Annotated in this window: 12 protein-coding genes; 2 read left to right on the top strand and 10 right to left on the bottom strand. The window is 61.2% G+C overall.

Annotated elements, in window-relative coordinates; translation table 11 throughout:
- The first annotated feature begins 230 nt into the window (after positions 1 to 230).
- Complete coding sequence (locus ACERK3_06440; protein ID MFA9477934.1) at positions 231 to 1,121, top strand: helix-turn-helix domain-containing protein; 891 nt, start codon at positions 231 to 233, stop codon at positions 1,119 to 1,121.
- A 16-nt stretch (positions 1,122 to 1,137) separates the two neighbouring features.
- Here the strand turns inward: ACERK3_06440 and ACERK3_06445 are convergent, their stop codons facing one another.
- From ACERK3_06445 to ACERK3_06475, 7 genes are all read right to left on the bottom strand, one after another.
- Entirely contained in the window at positions 1,138 to 2,274 is a 1,137-nt protein-coding gene (locus ACERK3_06445; GenBank protein ID MFA9477935.1) for a Gfo/Idh/MocA family protein, read from the bottom strand.
- A gap of 157 nt (positions 2,275 to 2,431) precedes the next feature.
- Positions 2,432 to 3,415, bottom strand: coding sequence for a PEP-CTERM sorting domain-containing protein (locus ACERK3_06450; GenBank protein ID MFA9477936.1), 984 nt, complete (start codon positions 3,413 to 3,415; stop codon positions 2,432 to 2,434).
- Between the two features lie 106 nt (positions 3,416 to 3,521).
- On the bottom strand, positions 3,522 to 4,586 hold the full coding sequence (locus ACERK3_06455) for a PEP-CTERM sorting domain-containing protein (GenBank protein MFA9477937.1): 1,065 nt from the start codon (positions 4,584 to 4,586) through the stop codon (positions 3,522 to 3,524).
- Between the two features lie 342 nt (positions 4,587 to 4,928).
- Positions 4,929 to 5,849, bottom strand: coding sequence for a hypothetical protein (locus ACERK3_06460; protein ID MFA9477938.1), 921 nt, complete (start codon positions 5,847 to 5,849; stop codon positions 4,929 to 4,931).
- 41 nt (positions 5,850 to 5,890) lie between these two features.
- Positions 5,891 to 6,733 carry an amidohydrolase family protein gene (locus ACERK3_06465; protein ID MFA9477939.1) on the bottom strand — a complete coding sequence of 281 codons (843 nt, stop codon included), beginning with the start codon at positions 6,731 to 6,733 and terminating at the stop codon, positions 5,891 to 5,893.
- A gap of 9 nt (positions 6,734 to 6,742) precedes the next feature.
- Positions 6,743 to 7,888 carry a mandelate racemase/muconate lactonizing enzyme family protein gene (locus tag ACERK3_06470; GenBank protein MFA9477940.1) on the bottom strand — a complete coding sequence of 382 codons (1,146 nt, stop codon included), beginning with the start codon at positions 7,886 to 7,888 and terminating at the stop codon, positions 6,743 to 6,745.
- 25 nt (positions 7,889 to 7,913) lie between these two features.
- Positions 7,914 to 8,720 (bottom strand): SDR family NAD(P)-dependent oxidoreductase, encoded by an 807-nt coding sequence (locus ACERK3_06475; GenBank protein MFA9477941.1) that lies wholly within the window; start codon positions 8,718 to 8,720, stop codon positions 7,914 to 7,916.
- Positions 8,721 to 8,935: 215 nt separating this feature from the next.
- Between ACERK3_06475 and ACERK3_06480 the strand changes: the two genes are divergently transcribed.
- On the top strand, positions 8,936 to 9,574 hold the full coding sequence (locus tag ACERK3_06480) for an N-acetyltransferase family protein (protein ID MFA9477942.1): 639 nt from the start codon (positions 8,936 to 8,938) through the stop codon (positions 9,572 to 9,574).
- A 13-nt stretch (positions 9,575 to 9,587) separates the two neighbouring features.
- Here the strand turns inward: ACERK3_06480 and ACERK3_06485 are convergent, their stop codons facing one another.
- The 3 genes from ACERK3_06485 to ACERK3_06495 are packed head-to-tail and all read right to left on the bottom strand — an operon-like array spanning position 9,588 to position 14,950.
- Complete coding sequence (locus ACERK3_06485; protein ID MFA9477943.1) at positions 9,588 to 10,520, bottom strand: hypothetical protein; 933 nt, start codon at positions 10,518 to 10,520, stop codon at positions 9,588 to 9,590.
- A gap of 8 nt (positions 10,521 to 10,528) precedes the next feature.
- A complete protein-coding gene (locus ACERK3_06490; protein ID MFA9477944.1) occupies positions 10,529 to 14,128 on the bottom strand; it encodes a glycosyl hydrolase in 3,600 nt (1,199 codons plus the stop codon).
- 30 nt (positions 14,129 to 14,158) lie between these two features.
- Positions 14,159 to 14,950 carry a hypothetical protein gene (locus ACERK3_06495; protein ID MFA9477945.1) on the bottom strand — a complete coding sequence of 264 codons (792 nt, stop codon included), beginning with the start codon at positions 14,948 to 14,950 and terminating at the stop codon, positions 14,159 to 14,161.
- Positions 14,951 to 14,956 lie beyond the last annotated feature (6 nt).

Here is a 14,956-nt window from a genome sequence, read left to right on the forward strand (position 1 = left end):
TGACATAACTTTCAGCTTGTCGGCCAGCAACCGGGGGTTGCATAAATGATGCGCTACGATGCTTCGAGGTTCGCTGGCCACGGTGGTTCACGAAAAAATGACCCGTTGCATCAAAACGCTTGTGACTGCAGGCCGAAAGCTTCATCTGTCTTTATAATACGAATGCGAGGCCGAAACCGCAAGCAGTTTTGTTGTACAATTGCAATGAAGTGTTGCAGCAGGAGTGAGGGATGAGCAAACTGGAACTCAACAACGACGCCCTGGTACGGTTGGATCATGGCCTGTCCGCCGATCGGCCCATCGTCACCAAGCACGACCTCTGGCCCGAAGTCGGGCCCGGCATGCAGGACATGCACTACGAGGTCGAGCTCGGCATCGTCATGCGCGGCCGTATGGCCCATCGCAACCGACACTGGGTCGGGGAATTCGGCCCCGGCGACGTCTGGCTGACCGGCATCTGGGAGCCACACTCCGCCGAAATCACCGAAGTGCCCCTCGAACTGTGCATGTTCCACATCTACCCGCCCATGCTGGCGCAGTGGAAGTTCCCCGAGTACCCGGACTGCAACTGGCTCTCGTTCTTCACCGCCCCGCCCGAGGAACGGCCGCAACAACTCAGCAACCGCGGCGACATCTGGCTGGACATCGCCCGCCAGGTCCTCGCCCTGACCCCGGATCAGGACCGCTTCGACCAGCTTCTGCTGCGACCGCTGCTGATGCGATTTCTCACCGAGCTGGGCCGGGTCTGGCCCGGCTTCGAAGCGACGTCTTCCATCCGCGTGGGCACGTACGAGCACATCGGCCGGGCCATCGCCGCGGTCTTTGAGACCCCACACCGCCTCAGCGTGACCGAAGGGGCCGATTTGGCCGGCATGAACCGCAACGTCTTTACCGAGAAATTCCAGGAGCTGATGGGCATGAGCTTCGCCGAGTTCTCACTGAAGCATCGGCTCTATCTCGCCTCCCACGCCCTGCGCGAAACAGACCTGCCCCTCAAGGCCATCGCCACCCACTTCGGGTTCACCGACAAAAGCCACCTGCATCGCTCGTTCGTCCGACTCTTCGGCCAGACCCCCCACGACTATCGGCGAAGCAACCTTCGCCCCGTCGCCGTGGTTTGACCCACGCCGCCTTTTGTCACACCGGCAGGGCGGGCACATCACGCGGCGCGCCGCCCGCACGAAGCGACTCGGTCGCCATGCAGCCGGCGGCGACGGCCATGCGCGCATCGTGCATCGAGCTTCCCACCGCGTCGCCGCCACGAGCGAACTGAACGAAGTTGTCGACGATCAACCCATCCGCACCGCCGTGGCCGGTGTTGCCGACTTTCTCGCCGCGAAAGACCTTGTCGCCGACCATGTTGTACGTATCCGTACGGCGGTTCCAGATGAAGATGGGGCAGTCGGGCCGGTCGCCGATGTTCTCCAGCCGACCCTTCGTGCCAATGATGGTGTAGTTTCGGCAGGCGTCGGGCGTGAAGTGGCATTGCAGGTACGACGCGAGCACGCCGTTGGCCAACTCCAGGTTGACCACGTTCTGGTCTTCCACATCGACCACCGGGTGAAAGCCCTGCAGATCGCGTGGCGGCCAGTGCGCCTTATCCCATCGCGTATCGGTATTCTCGCCGGGCTTGAGCCGAGGCACCTGGTCGTAAACGCTCAGTCGGCCGAACGCCGAGACCCGCTTCGTGTAAGCGCCGGCGAACCAGTGGATCAGGTCGATGTCATGCGCCCCCTTTTGCAGGAGCAGGCCCGTGCTGTAGCGACGGTCGGCGTGCCAGTCGCGGAAGTAGGCGTCGCCGCCGTAGGAAATGAAGTGTCGGCACCACACGGCTTTGACCTCGCCGATCTCGTCGTGGTCGATCAGCTCTTTCATCTTGCGGATGATGTTCATGTACCGCATGTTGTGGCCGACGAACAGGCGGTCGCCGTGCTCGCGTGCCTTGCGCAGAATCCGATCGCATGACTCGACGGAGATCGCCATCGGCTTTTCAAGATAAACGGGAACGCCCTTGTCCAGCGCCGCGAGCGCATGCTCTTCATGCAGAAAGTCAGGCGAGCAGACGAAGATGGCGTCGAGGTCGGCCTCGAGCATCTCGCGATAGTCCGTGGTCGCACGGACGTCGCTGCCGTAGTCTTCCTTGAGCTGCGCCAGCTTCTCGGTATCGATGTCGCAGATAGCGGTGATGCGCGAGCCTTCGCCGGGCTTGTGAGCATGCTTAGCCAGTCGCCCGCGTCCGCCGGCGGCGATCACTCCGATTTTCAGGTCGTCCACAGTTGATCTCACTTCCGTTTTGAGATTGAAAAGGCCGACGATTGCCATACAGACGCCGACCGGGTCACGAATTTTACAGAAAACCCCGCGACGACCGATTGGGCCGCCGCGGGGAACGTTCGTTTCAGATCAAGCCATTTCGCATCATGACTCAGGCTCAGGCCCGCTGACGCCGACGGCCGAGCATCGCCAGCCCGCCGAGGCCCAGCAGCGCGAGGCTGGCGGGTTCGGGAACGGCGACGAGGTTGAGGTAATTCGAACCGTAGTCGGCCTGAAAGTCATACCCACCGACGGTGATGACCTGGCCGTGAGCCAAATCATTGAACTCACCGCTGATCGAGGTGTCCGTGGCGATGAGATGAAACACATCATTCAGGGCGTGCGTGTATCCGGCGGCGAGGGAAAACGAAATCAGATTGGCGGCCGTGACAGTCTGCGTGGCCGTAATGCGAGCTGTGCCGTAGTCATCGTTGTTCAGTTCAAACGATGTGACGTGACCGCTGCCATTGGCAAAGTTCACATAATGAGCGGCAAACGTCGAATCGCCTTTGAAGCTCATCTGGCTGTCATTATTGCTGTTCCAGTTCCTGGCTGGCCCCCAGTTAACCGACCCGTTGTCAAGGAACAACCCCGTACCAGCATTCCACGAACCACCATGCGTAAAGTTGATCGCGGCGTTGTTGACGTAGACTTGACCGCCCCAGAAACCGGAGTTGCGTTGATTCAGCGTCCCGTTATTTACAGTAAGACTGCCAAGACTGTTAACACCACCGCCGACCACCAACTGCTGCGAGGTACTCGTCAGGGTGAAAGTGTTCATGTTGAGGACAACGTCGGCCCCCTGCCAGGTGTTGCCACCAACGACGTTGATGCCGCCGTCAGCGTCCTCGGTAAACTCCACCATGTAAGCGAAATTAGGTCCACCGGGCGTGCCGCCTCCCGGGAAAAGCCCCCGGTCGTCGTAACCAGGTAGCACGCCGTTCGTCCAGTTGCCGGTGTCGCTCCAGTTGTCGGTGGCACCGTTACCGGTCCATTCGATGTCAGCCGCGTGCAGCGAGCCGCCGACCAGCATGGCCGCTGACGCCGCCGCCACGATTAGCAATTGACGCAAGTGAATAGGGGGCGCCGTAGTCGTCACCATGACTCTCCATCCTTCCATAATGAATTGTGGAACATGTGAAGAAAGCCCGCGGCAACGCAAAGTTACCGCGGGCAGAAGATCAAGCATGGTTGCCTACGCAATGGACTCAGGCCTGCCGACGACCTCGGCCAAGCATCGCCAACCCACCGAGGCCCAGCAGCGCGAGGCTCGCCGGCTCGGGTACAGCGGTCAGGGAGATGGCGTTCTGGAAGGTCGGGTCGCCGAAATCATTCACGCCAGTCTGCCATGCGTCAGCATAGCTGATGACGAAGTCGTACCCGTCGGCCGAGACAATGCTTCCCTCACCAAGGCCGGTGAACTCGTCGTTGATCGAGTTATTGAATCCGACCAGGTAGAGCACTTCGCCGAGGTTGTGCGTGTAGCCCGGAGCCACGTCCAACAGGAGGTCGCCCAGGTTGTTGACGTCACCGACAAACCGGTACACGGCGGAGTTGTAGTCGGTGTTGTTCAGGGTGAACTGCATCGTCGAGCCATCTTCCATCTCGAGATTTCGCAGGTTCACAATGCCACCGCCATTGCCAGTGAAGTGGACGGCACCGCCGGCGTTCGCAGCCAGGTCACCACTACCACTGCCTGAGTTGGTCAGGATGCCGCCATCGAGCACCAGCCTGCCCGTACTGGTCAGAGCCACCGTCGCCGAGGTCGACAGGTTGACCTGCGCACTCGCATCGGAACTGGCCCGCGACTCGACGCTCGCACCGGCTCCGATGGTAAGCACAGCCGTGGGCTGAGCGGTCGTGTTGTCACTGTGAACGAGCCATGAGTGAGAGCCTGTCCAGATCGTGCCGTTGATGGCCGTGAAATCACCGCGGATGCGCTGAACGCGATTAACCGAGTTCAGCGTGTTGCCGTCCAAGTCAAACGTGACGGTGTATCCCGGATCGACCACGATCTGCCGAGCGAACCCTTCCTCATCAAATGTAATCACCGCCGGGTCCGTCCCCATCGGTCCAAACGCACCGAAGTAGACGTCGCTGGAGGTCGTCGGAACTGCGTTCTGGCTCCAGTTCGACGGCGTGTGGTAGTCACCGCCGCCCGGCGTCTGCCAGTGCATGAAGCCGGACTGCGCCGACGCCGACGACACGCCCAAACCGCCGAGCGCTAGCGCAAACGCTGAAATCGTAAGCCCGCGAGCAATTGCATTTTCCATTGTAATCCTCCAGTTCGAGTGCCTATCGAATGAGATAGGGTCTACAGATAAAAAAGACAGGTCTCTGACCAATTTACAACGGCAAGTAGCGATGTCAAGAGAAAACTTCAACACCTTCATCTTCTTTTTTACAATTCTCCTCAACCGCAAAAGGGGAGCCGGCACGACAGTACCGCAAATAAAATCAGTTTTTATGGGCTTAACAGCAGGGAAGTCGACACCTATCGCTTCCGCCCTACGCAGCGAGGGGAGAAGCAAGCCTATTTTCCAGCCAGACGACCCGAAAATATATGCAACGATGTGCCATTCAAAAATACAACAGCCTTCCACCCAAGGCACGGCTCATTCCTGGGCGGTCACGGCGATGACGCCGCGGTCGACGTAGGAGAGTTGGAATTGGTGCCCATTAACAGCCAACACCGCCCCTTCGGGCAGGTCGGTGAACGTCTGCTCGACACCATCCACCGCGCGGCCGGCGTCGCCATACGCGATCAGCACGAACCGCTCGCCGGGGTTGTGCTCATAATCTTCCGCGACGGCCAGCTCGAGCGTACCCAGGCTGCGGATGCCGGCGACGACGAACGGCGCTTCGCGATAGCCATCGTTCGCCAGCGTGTAGCGAAGCGTGGCGTCGGGCTGCAGTTCCGCGTGTCGGCCGTGAATCGAACCCCCCTCGCCGGTGAAATGGATCGTCGTGCCGGCTTCCGCACGGACGTCACGCAGGCCGGTGTTCTGCCGGAGCCGTCCGCCGGCGATTTCGAGCAGGCCGCCGTCTTTGAGCGTCACCATGTCGATGCCGCCCGTGGCCGTCATCGTGGCATCACTGCCGATGGTCAGGCTGCCGCCGTCGATGATGTAGCGATTCGTGTTCGTGATCGTGCCATTGACGACGATGAGCGGCGACTTGATCTCGCACTGAGCGTTGAGGGTCAGCGTGTGGCCGTTCAGTTCGAGCGTGAGCGGCTGGGGGGCGCGGTCGCCCTCGACTTTGATGCGGTTGGCGATGGCGTCGTCGGAGAAGGTGACGACGGCGGGCTCGGGCGTCATCCGGTATCCAAAGTAGGCGATGTCATATTCGCCGGGCACACGGCTTTCGCCCGTGCTTTCCTCGAACCAGTTCTCCGCGGTGTGCCAGTCGCCACCGCCGGTGGTATGAAATTGTGGAAGGCCCATGTCGGCAGACGTTCGGGGGGCATCGTCGGCGGCGGCATTGCCACCCATAACCAGAAGGGCGAGCATGACGGTGAGAACACGCGTTTCCATGAGTCTTTTCTCCAAATAAGGAAGGCTTGACACGGACAGGTTCAATCAAGCCCGAGCAGGCCGAGCGTGTCGCGGTAAAGGATTTCGTCAGGCAGCTCGGCGGGAAGCTCGGGCACCTGCCACTGCTCGCGCGAGCATCGCACCACCTCACGCAGGCCGGCCACCGTGTCCTCAAACGTGGCGATCGGGTAGTCCGTGCCGAACAGCAGCTTGCCCGTTGCGCCGTACTCGTACGCCAGGCGGAGCATGTTGTAGAACTGCCACGGCCGATAGTAGAGAGCGGAGATGTCCGCAAAAACGTTGGGCTGTTTTCGAATCAGCGCAATGGCTTCATTTTCCCAGGGATGGCCCATGTGCGCGATGATCATCTTCAGGTCGGGATGGCGCAGCGCAATGTCTTCCAACTGCTCGGGGTGGGCATACTTCAACGGCGCCTTGCGCGGAAACGTCGTGCCCTGGTGAAAGAGAATGGGCAAGCCCAGCTTCTCGGCGCGGGCATAAATGGGCCAAGCCCGCTCATCATGCGGGTGATAGCCTGAATAGATCGGCGTCATCTTCAACCCGCGCAGGCCAAGGTCAGCCACGGCCCGTTCGAGCTCGTCAAGCGCACCGGCTTCCGCGGGATTGATCGCCGCGAAACCGATGTATTTCGCGGGGTCGGTCTTCACATAGTCGGCGACCGTGTCGTTCTCACTCAGGAAGCCCACCAGCGGCGCACGCAGACCGAAGACGATCGCCTTATCCACTCCCGCGGTGGCGGCACGGTGCTGCTCGGGCGTGACGCTGAGGTCCAACGGCTCGCCGCGGATCAGGCCAGCCTCGATGGCCAGCTCGTCCGTCAGTTCATGCGGCAGCCACAGATGCGTATGACAGTCGACAATCATTGCGTGCACTCAGGGCCAGAAAATCGACCCGTCAACATAGGCGTAGTTCTCAAGGATCTCGGGCGTCAGCCGAACGCCCAGACCCGGCTGCGTCGGCGCCTGGAGCATGCCGTTCACGATTTCAAACGGCTCGATCGCGAGTTCGTCGACCAGCGGCATGCCGTGCGTCGGATATTCCACGAACGTCGAATACGGGTCGGCAAAGGCAAGGTTGTAGTTGGCCGAGAGGCAAGGCGCCATGCCCCACGAATGGTAGATCACCCGCACGCCATGCGCCCGCGCCAGCGCACGGATGTCGAGGCATTCAAGGATGCCGCCGGAGTGTGTCGGGTCGGGCTGAATGTAATCGACCGCGTCCGCTTCAAAGAACGGTAGAAACTCGTGCACCCCCACCGCCGTCTCGCCCGCGGCGATCGGGATGCTCGTCTGCTGCCGAACGAAAGCGCAGCCGGCGTAGTCGCGATTGTTCACCGGATCTTCAAACCAGGTGATGTCGTACGGCTCCACAGCCCGGGCACGCTCGAGCGCCTGCTTCGCCGTCAGCGGCTGCGGGTTGTGCCCCATCACCGCATCGACCATCAAGTGCACATCAGGCCCGAGCGCCTCCCGACATAACGCGACCTTGTGCACGTCCTCTTTCACCGATCGGCCGATGCGGATCTTCACAGCCTTGAATCCCCGCTCGACATAGCTTCGCATCTCGTCTTGCAACAACGCATCAGGCGCGTCGTTGCCGCCGCTGGCGTAGGCCATGATGCCGTCATGACATCGGCCGCCGAGCAGTTGCCAGACCGGCACGCCCTGCACCTGGCCGAGGATGTCCCAAAGCGCGTTCTCAATCGTGCCCGCGACCATCAGCGGAAGCCCCGCCTTGCCCCACGCATAACTCTTGGCCCGCATCTTGTGAAACAGGCGTGCGATGTCGAGCGGGTTCTCGCCCACCAGCAGCGTGGCGAAATTGTCCGTCATCGCCTGCGTCGGCCTTGGCGCACTCAGGCCGGGGTAGTACGCCTCACCAAGACCGGACACGCCCGCGTCGGTTTCAACTTCAATCAGCGCGGTATTCCAGTACGGAATCGAGCCGCCCGCCCACACGATGGTCGCCTGGCGCAGGTCCGTGGTGAGCAGATGGCAGCGAACGTTGGTGATTTTCATGCGTGGGCCTGTCTGATTGAACGCATTACGCGGGCGCGTCGGCTGCGCGGGGGAAGTAGACACCGCTGAACGCCCCGCCGTCGATCAGCAACGTCGAGCCGGTAATGTAACCTGCCTGCTCGCTGGCGAGGAAGATGCAGGCGCCGACGATGTCATCGGGCTTGCCACGTCGGCCGAGCGGTGCGAACGCGCCGAAGTCGACGCTGTCCAATACGTGCTGAATGTTCGGGTCGCGGACGATGTCGCTTTCGATATCGCCCGGCGCGACGGCGTTGACGCGAATCTGATGCTTGGCCAACTCCAGCGCAAAGCCTTTGGTCAGCATTTTACGGGCCGCGTTGGAAGCACAGTAATGCACCTTCAACTCGCCGCACTGTTCCGCGGAGATGGAGGTGATGTTGATGATGCTGCCACCCACGCCCTGCTGGATCATCTGCCGTGCCGCCGCCTGCGAGAAGAGGAAGTAGCCTTTGACGTTGACGGCAAACGTGCGGTCGAACAGCTCTTCCGAGACGTCCATGATCGGACTGAAATCAAGGAAGCCTGCGTTGTTGACGAGGATGTCGATTCGGCCGAACGCGTCGACCGCCTGCTGTACAGCAGCCTCAACCTGCTCGGCATCGGACGTATCCGCTTGCACAGCCAGGGCGGAATGCCCCGCATTCGTGATCGCGTCCACCGCCGGCCGCAGCGTCTCCATCCGTCGGCTGACACAAACCACCTTCGCCCCCGCCTCGGCGTAAGCGACCGCAATGGCCCGGCCGATTCCCGTCGCAGCACCGGTAACCACCGCCACCCGGCCTTTGATCGTCCCGTCTGCAGTCATGCCCATTCCCTGCTTTCCCGGCCGCCGGACAGCCGTTGTATCATTGCACAAACTGACATCAGGTTAATCGAGACCAAAACGCATTACAACACGATAATTGACGCGAACTGGAGATTTTGAAAAATTGTACAAAAACCATAATTTCACGCTCGCATTCCGAGCGCACATGTGATTCAATAAAAGGCAGTGGCGATCCGTAAACCTCGCGAGCATTCACGACCATGACCACCACGAACGCCGACACCAGCGAAACGCGACAGATGCAGGACGACGCGTTCGCCCTGCGCAACTACGGCCGCGAGATGGCCCGCTTCAAGGCCAAGAACACCGGCGCCGAAGTCGTCATCCGTTATCCGCGATGGGAAGATCTCAAGCAATTTCACGCCTACCTGAACCAGGTCCACCAGGAAAGCCTTGAGGAGCCGATGTGGTTCAGCACTCGGCCGCACGACCTGCCGCAGACCTCGCGTCGGCTGGCGGAGAACCTCAAGAAGGTCGAAGTCGCAGGCCACCCCTTCCTGTTCGTCGAAGTCGAGGGCCAGATCGTCGGCCAGGGCTGGGTCTGGATCGGCGGACCGAACTTCGGCGCCGACATCGGCTACCTCGGCCTGGAACTGACCAAGGCCACCCGCGGCATGGGCATCGGCACGAAACTGTTCGAAATCCTCGAGGCCGAATCAAAGAACGCCGGGGCCGTCATGATCGAACTCACGATGGCGTCGGCCAACCGGGCATGCCAACTCTACGAGCGCCTCGGCTACAAAGAAGTCGGGCGAATCCCGCATGCCGTGATGAGCAACTACGGCAAAGAAAAGTGGGACGATCGTGCCGACCTCGTCTACATGATCAAGTATCTCTGACGAAACAAGCCGACTACTCGAACGTATACGCGCGCGTCCAACGCACCGTCTCGTCAGGCTCAACATCAAACCGCACAAACCGCTCGGGGCAGACGCTGTCCGCGTCGGCGTAGAGCGCAAACCGGCTCATCGCAAAATCACCGCTGACATGCACGCGCTGGCCGGTCTGCCGATCGCCGACCGTAACGCCGGCTTTCTCGCGTGGAATCTCGCCGGACACGGCCCAGTACCGGTTGTCGCCGGGCACGATCGGCCTGTCAAAACGCCACGCCTCGCCCTCCGGCACCAGCCAGGTGAACGGCAGCGGCGGCAACGTAAACGCCGGCTCGATGTACGTGTGACGACCGATCGGCTGCTCGTCGAACTGAAACCAGTTGTGGTTGTACTGCTCGAAGGCGAACGGCCGATCGCCGACGTTCGTCAACGCGTAGGCAATGTAAAGCTTTGCGCCTTCGATGCGATACCGTTTCGTCAGCTGATACGCATACCCGCGCAGCTCGGGGGAGGCCTGCGTGACCGTGACCGTGTCAGCCGAGGCTTCAACCGTGTCGACTGCGAACGGCTCGACCAGCGGATAGCCACGGTTGAACGCGTATCGCCGAGGGTCATGCCGCTCAAGCAGGCCGACGCCGACCTTGATGAACGCCTCGCCGACGTCTGCCTCATCGAAGCCGAGCGCGCCGAGCCCTTCGAGGCCGAACTCATCGCACAGGCCGAACGGGTGCAGGTATTCCCGCCCGTCACGCTGAACCGACCGCACGCGCGCCGTCTCATCAAACCGGGGCCCGCGATGCTCGCGCATTGACGCATCATCGACCATGATCTCAACGGTCAACGTCTCGTTCTGAAGAACCACGGCCTCGCCGTGCGCGACTTCGTCTGCGTAGCCGAGCCCTGCCGCCACCAGCACGCAAAGCCACCACATCGCGATTGTTCGTGTGATCATGCGTCCACTCACTTCCCACCGTCGCCCTGCCGTCGCGTCCCGGCCAACTGCGGCTCTGCCCATTGCGAAAACCGCTCGTCGCGGGGTTGCACGAGGCGGGCGGACCTCAACCCGGACATGAAGTTCAAGTCGATACGCCCCTTCCAGCTGTGCCGTTTCTGGGCCGACAGCAGCGAACCCACCGGGTTGGTGACATGAAGCTCGAAGACGTTGCGCCCCGGCGCGATATGAGCGGTCACATCAATGACAAAGGGGTAAGTCACGCGCACACCAAGCGATTGGCCGTCCTTAAATACTTCAAGCACGTTCTCGCGCACGTCGGCTTCCAGCCAGAGGGGGCCTTGCACTTCGCCCGGCACGTCAAACGCCACCGTGTACGCCGCCGTGCCGCTGAAATACTTAAACCCCTGATGCTCCCACGCTTTGCTGTCGAGCGACGCGGGCGCTGCCACGAGCGCGTCGTCACGGACCGCGAAGTCGCCGAGGATGAACGCGTCCAGCGTCGGCTGGATGTTGTCGTAGTGATACCACGTTCCTTCCATCAACCGTTCGTACATCTCCGGCTGAAACAGTCCGGTGAAGACGTTGTCGCCCTTGACAAGCAAATCACCGATGGGGGTGCTGAGCCCGAATGCGTCCAGATAGCGATCGCGCGAGCCGGCCTCGGTAACGGGTTGGCCATTGATCTTCAGCTTGTCGATCAACCCTTCTTCGAACAGCAGTCGTTCGTCACCGGTGATCGATTCGATCGGAACCGTACAGCGAAACTGCGCCGCTGGTATCAGCCGCAACGGTTTGGGGATGCTGCCATCTTCCGTGGGGTACCACTTGTCCGGGTGGGCCGGATCGCACATCTCCAGCCCGGCAGCCACGAACGGGTACGCGTTCTGTCGCAACGGCTTGAACGGCCAGGGCCCCTGCGATTCCGTCAGTGCCACGCGTTCGCGGTTCATCGGGCGGACAGGCAGGCTGTCCGTCGACTTGCGGCGCAGCATGAACAGATGACTTTCATAAGGCGCGAACGTCACCTGAAACGCGCCGTGATCAACCGGCACGACTGTCCGCTCGCCGCTATCCAGATCCCATGCTTCGACGGTGACCTTGTCGTCGTTTAGCCGAGCGGTGACGAGTTGCTCTTCGCCGTGACGATTCGCGATCGCCACAAGATCATCTCCGTCGACCGATCGCCACGCGGTGGTGAACGAGCGGACACGCTTGCCATCCTTGCCAAGCAGTTCGAGTCGCGGCTGATGGCTCGGCAACACCTGCTGCATCAGCAGCGGATCACAGCCCGCCGGCGCCCAGCGTTTTTCCTGGCCGTCGGCCGTGCGATAATGCAGCGACAGGTCGTGCAGGCTGAGGTATCGCCCGCCCGCCTCAGTAACATGCAGACGGAAATAGCGCGTCTTGACGTTGTTCAACGGCTCGCGATGCACCTCGTCGATCCGCCGAATGTCGGCGATCGGCTTCCATGATCGGCCGTCGTCGGACACCTCAAGCGTGTACGCATATTCAATATGCTTCTTGATCCCCTCAATCGTCATGCTGAAGCGGGTCAGTTCAAGCGGCTCACGGAAGTCGATCGCGATCCACTGCGGGCTGCGCGGGTAGACCACCATCGAGTTGGTGCCGTCGAACAGCGCTTCCGCATCGCCGGTGCGCGGCGCGTCGGAAGACGTAACATCCCGCATGAAATCGGGCACGAGCGTCAGCCTGCCCTTGCCCATGTCGAGCCGTTCAATCTCGCGGGCCGTGTCGATCCGGCCCGGATCGGCAAGCTGCTGCCACACGGCGGTGATGTCTTCGCCATCCGGCGCACGAAGCGGGAATCGGCTGAGGACGACTAGTTCGCCGCCCGTCCGGACGAAGTCAACGAGTAGCTCCGCGTGCTCCTTGCGCATGAAAGGCAGGTTGGCGAGCAATAGCGTCTTGTACCGTGCCTTCGGGTAGACCAGCTCACCCGCCTCGACCTTGCCGTCGGGCAAGCCGGTATCGTAGATGATGTCGGACTCGATCTGCGCAGCCATGAGCATGCGGAACGCTTTGTCCGTCGCCTTTTCAAGCTGGTCGTTGGCGACATGATCAATCAGTGCGTCGGACAGGGCGGCGTGGCTGCCGTAGACGATCGCGGTATCCACACTCGATTCGCCGGCGCAGGTCATCTGACATAAGCGAGTGACGTGGTCGGCAAAGTGCTTGTTGTAGTTCCAGTTCGACGCCTGGAAGAAGCCGGCCGGGTTCGTGGTGTGCTTGCGGATGCTGCGGAAGCTGTAGGTGTAGTCGATGGACGCATGAATGTTGATGCCGAGCACGGTCAGCAGGTCGGCGTCGCGAATCTTGTCGTGTAAATTGAAGTCCCAGCTTGTGTCGGAGTAGGTTTCCGACAGGATGCGATCGCGATTCTGCATACGGCCGATGGACGCGATCTTGCGCGGCAACGCCATGAGATCCTTCATCTGTACGCCGTGATCGCCGAGGATGTCCATGCCGGGCACTTGCTGCGGCTTGACCTGCCGATAGTAGTCACCGCCGTTGACGCCTTCGCAGTAGTGGCCGGTATAAGCAACCTTTCGCTCGCCACACCACTGGCCGATCTGCTCGCACCAGCTCTCTGCGAACAGGTCGGACACGAGGCTGTAGTAGTCGTAGCAGACCTTCCGTTGTTCGTCGCCGGCTCGCAGCAGGTCGATCAGGTGCGGCCGAAGGTCATACCCCCGCCGTTCACGGAAGTGATGAAAGAGGTCGGCCGTCCAGGGCACGGACCCGCATACGCCGTGGAGGTTGGCATGCGCGTGCTCGCGTGGTTCGTCCTTCCACGGAAACCCGACGCGGTGCAGGGCGAGATGATCGCCGCCGCCGAAGATGTCGTGGTCGTAGCGGATGCCCGGCTCGTCGGTGAAATAGCCACGAATCGTATTGCCGAAATGCTCGGACACGCGCTGGTAATGGGCTTCGTAACACAGCTCGATAAACTTCGCCACCGCGTCACGATTCATCACGTCGAGATAGCCCGGCAGCCAGTTGCCCCACCGCGAGGAACATGTCGGATCGAGAATCTTCTGCAGCTTCGTCACTACCGCGACATAAACCCGCCACGCCCCACTGGGCGCCGTCCAGCGAAGCGACGTGTCATCACAATACGTGTCAAGGTCGATGCGCTTGCCGTCGCTGACCCGCTCCGCCTCGGCACGCACCACCCGGCCGAGCGGCAGACGTTGCACCAGTTCGCGCGGGCCGTCGGCCGACACGTCGTAGCGATACATCCGGCAGGCCGTCATGAGGTACTCCGGGTGCACCTCGTTGATGATGCCCCCCGCCAGCCCGCTCGGCCACGACCAGTCGTCGTAGATCCACACACGCATGCCCAGCTTCTTCGCCTGCTCCACCGCGAAGACGAACAGCGCGAAATAGTCCTCCGAGAGGTATCGCTGGTTCATGCCGGCGTTGCACCAGATCATCGTCTCGTTGACGTGCTGGGCCTTCATCTCCTTGAGCTGACGAAGAATCTCCTCTTCGTACATCTCGTCGTTCCAGAACCACAAGGGAGCGAAACTGAACTGCTTCGGAAAGCCCTTGAACTGCGATGCTTCCTGCGAGAGGGTATTCATTTCGTTTTTCCCAAAAGGCAGACGGATGAATCATCGAGTCACCACACCATCGGGATATCGCTCGAACGCGACAGGATCGAAGAACGGCACGATCAGGTCCGCCTCTCGGCGAATGCGACGGACCGCGGCGTGAAACGCGTCCTGATCACGAAAGAAGCCGATCGGTATGTTCTGCTCATAGTTTTCGTAGGTGAACAATGTGTCGGCGTAAATCAACGTGCCCATGCGCGTGTTGATCGCCACAGCCAGGCTGCCCGCGTGATGTCCGCCTGTACGGAAGACACGGATGCCCGGGCAGATTTCGTCCTCGTCTTCCAGCAGGTTCACGCGCGGCCAATCTTCGAACACCAGCCGACTGAGCGTCTGCGGCGGGATGATGGTGTCGCGCGGCTGTGGCGGAAAGTTCGGCGGCGGCGCGTGATAGTCAACCCACTCAGCCCGGCCGATGTGGATCGGACATCTTTCAAACAATTCCACTCGCCCGGTGCTGTACGGGCCGAGGCAACTCAGCAACAGATGATCGACATCGCCGGGGGCGATCCCCAACCGCTGAAGATGTCCGTCCATCGTGCGATCCTCGCTGCGCTCGACGTGGCAGCGGCTATGCCATGCGGCAAAAAAGGCCTGTACCGGCTGCATGTCGAGCGGAAAGCCGGTGTTGATCACCACCGTCGTGTCGTCGGATTTCGCGACAAGGCCGGTGTAAGCCCAAGGCTGAAAGCTTTCCAGGCCGGTGTGCATCTTCACGCCGGTGGTCGGACATTCGGGCATGATGCCCATGTTCAGCAGGTGCACAGCGAAAACGGGCGTGTTGGCGTTCATGGCAAG

The organism is Phycisphaerales bacterium AB-hyl4, from assembly GCA_041821185.1.
Taxonomy (GTDB): domain Bacteria; phylum Planctomycetota; class Phycisphaerae; order Phycisphaerales; family Phycisphaeraceae; genus Natronomicrosphaera; species Natronomicrosphaera hydrolytica.

Excerpts from the sequence above, each read along its gene's own strand:
- ACERK3_06460 (MFA9477938.1), bottom strand. The coding sequence starts at position 5,849 with ATGGAAACGCGTGTTCTCACCGTCATGCTCGCCCTTCTGGTTATGGGT.
- ACERK3_06495 (MFA9477945.1), bottom strand. The coding sequence starts at position 14,950 with ATGAACGCCAACACGCCCGTTTTCGCTGTGCACCTGCTGAACATGGGC.
- ACERK3_06490 (MFA9477944.1), bottom strand. The coding sequence starts at position 14,128 with ATGAATACCCTCTCGCAGGAAGCATCGCAGTTCAAGGGCTTTCCGAAG.
- ACERK3_06465 (MFA9477939.1), bottom strand. The coding sequence starts at position 6,733 with ATGATTGTCGACTGTCATACGCATCTGTGGCTGCCGCATGAACTGACG.
- ACERK3_06470 (MFA9477940.1), bottom strand. The coding sequence starts at position 7,888 with ATGAAAATCACCAACGTTCGCTGCCATCTGCTCACCACGGACCTGCGC.
- ACERK3_06475 (MFA9477941.1), bottom strand. The coding sequence starts at position 8,720 with ATGGGCATGACTGCAGACGGGACGATCAAAGGCCGGGTGGCGGTGGTT.
- ACERK3_06485 (MFA9477943.1), bottom strand. The coding sequence starts at position 10,520 with ATGATCACACGAACAATCGCGATGTGGTGGCTTTGCGTGCTGGTGGCG.
- ACERK3_06450 (MFA9477936.1), bottom strand. The coding sequence starts at position 3,415 with ATGGTGACGACTACGGCGCCCCCTATTCACTTGCGTCAATTGCTAATC.
- ACERK3_06480 (MFA9477942.1), top strand. The coding sequence starts at position 8,936 with ATGACCACCACGAACGCCGACACCAGCGAAACGCGACAGATGCAGGAC.
- ACERK3_06455 (MFA9477937.1), bottom strand. The coding sequence starts at position 4,586 with ATGGAAAATGCAATTGCTCGCGGGCTTACGATTTCAGCGTTTGCGCTA.
- ACERK3_06440 (MFA9477934.1), top strand. The coding sequence starts at position 231 with ATGAGCAAACTGGAACTCAACAACGACGCCCTGGTACGGTTGGATCAT.